Annotated in this window: 2 protein-coding genes; both read left to right on the forward strand. The window is 70.2% G+C overall.

Annotation, left to right across the window (positions count from 1 at the left end; translation table 11 throughout):
- Positions 1-849 (forward strand): SMP-30/gluconolactonase/LRE family protein (locus AC1D12_RS33525; protein WP_477845404.1); only part of this gene is annotated, 849 nt, incomplete at its 5' end.
- Between the two features lie 12 nt (positions 850-861).
- A partial coding sequence (locus AC1D12_RS33530) for an esterase/lipase family protein (protein WP_477845405.1) occupies positions 862-1283 on the forward strand: 422 nt, incomplete at its 3' end.

Below are 1283 nucleotides of genomic sequence, written 5' to 3' on the forward strand. Positions count from 1 at the left end.
GTGTTGGCCGACACCGGCGGGCGGGTGTTGGGCTTCGACTTCGATGCCCAGGGCCGCATGCTGGCCGCCGATGCGATGAAGGGGCTGCTGGCCATCGGTCGCGATGGTCGGGTGGAACTGCTGGCCGACCGAGTCGGCCCCGACGACCCGATCCGGTATGCCAACTCGGTGGCCGTCGCGCCGGACGGTACGGTGTACTTCACCGACGCCTCGTCGCGCTTTGCACCTTCGCACTGGGGCGGCACCTACGAGGCCAGCGTGCTCGACATCCTCGAGCAGGCCGCCACCGGCCGCGTGCTGGCCTACGACCCGGTGGCGCACGGCACGCGTGTGGTGGCACGGGGTTTCTCGTTCGCCAACGGCATCGCGCTGTCGGCTGACGGGCGCACGCTGTTCGTCGCCGAGACCGGCCGCTACCGGATCTGGAAACTCGACGCTGCGGCACGCGGCATCGATGTGCAGCGTGCCACGCCCCAGGCCCGCGTGCTGCTCGACAACCTTCCCGGTTACCCCGACAACCTGATGCGCGGCCGCGACGGCCGAATCTGGGTCGGCCTCTTCAAGCCGCGCAATCCCGCCGCCGACAGCCTCGCCGAGCGGCCCTTTCTGCGCAAGGTGCTGCTGCGGCTGCCGCGCGCATGGCTGCCGCTCGGCAAACCCTACGGTCATGTCTTCGCGATCGACGAAGACGGCCGCGTCGTCGAAGACCTGCAGGACCCCACCGGCGCCTACCCGGAGACGACTGGCGCCACCGAAACCGCGCAGCGCCTGTACATCCACAGCCTGCACGCACCGGCCATCGGCTGGCTCGCGCTGACGCCGGTTTCATCAACTGTTCCAACCCGCTGAAGGAGGCTTGTCGTGAAGAACCCCATCCACCTGCTGCGCCTGGTGGTGCCGCTCGCCGTGGCCCTGCTGGCAGGCGCGCCGGCCGGCGCTCAACAACCCCTGGAGAAAGCCAAAGTGAAAAACGTCGTTCTCGTTCATGGCGCCTGGGCCGATGGCTCGGGCTGGCACCGCGTGCACGATCTGCTGCGGGCCAGGGGCTACGCCGTCAGCATCGTGCAGAACCCGCTCACCTCGCTGGCGGCGGACGTGGCCGCCGTGCAGCGCGTGCTGGCCCGGCAGAACGGGCCGGCCCTGCTGGTGGGCCATTCCTACGGCGGCGTGGTGATCACCGAGGCGGGCAACGCCCCGAACGTGGCGGGGCTCGTCTACGTGGCCGCCTTCGTGCCCGATGCCGGCGAGTCGGTGGCGTCGATGCTCGAAGGCGGTGCCCCGCC

The sequence above is a fragment of the Rhizobacter sp. P1_G5 genome (genome assembly GCF_056405435.1).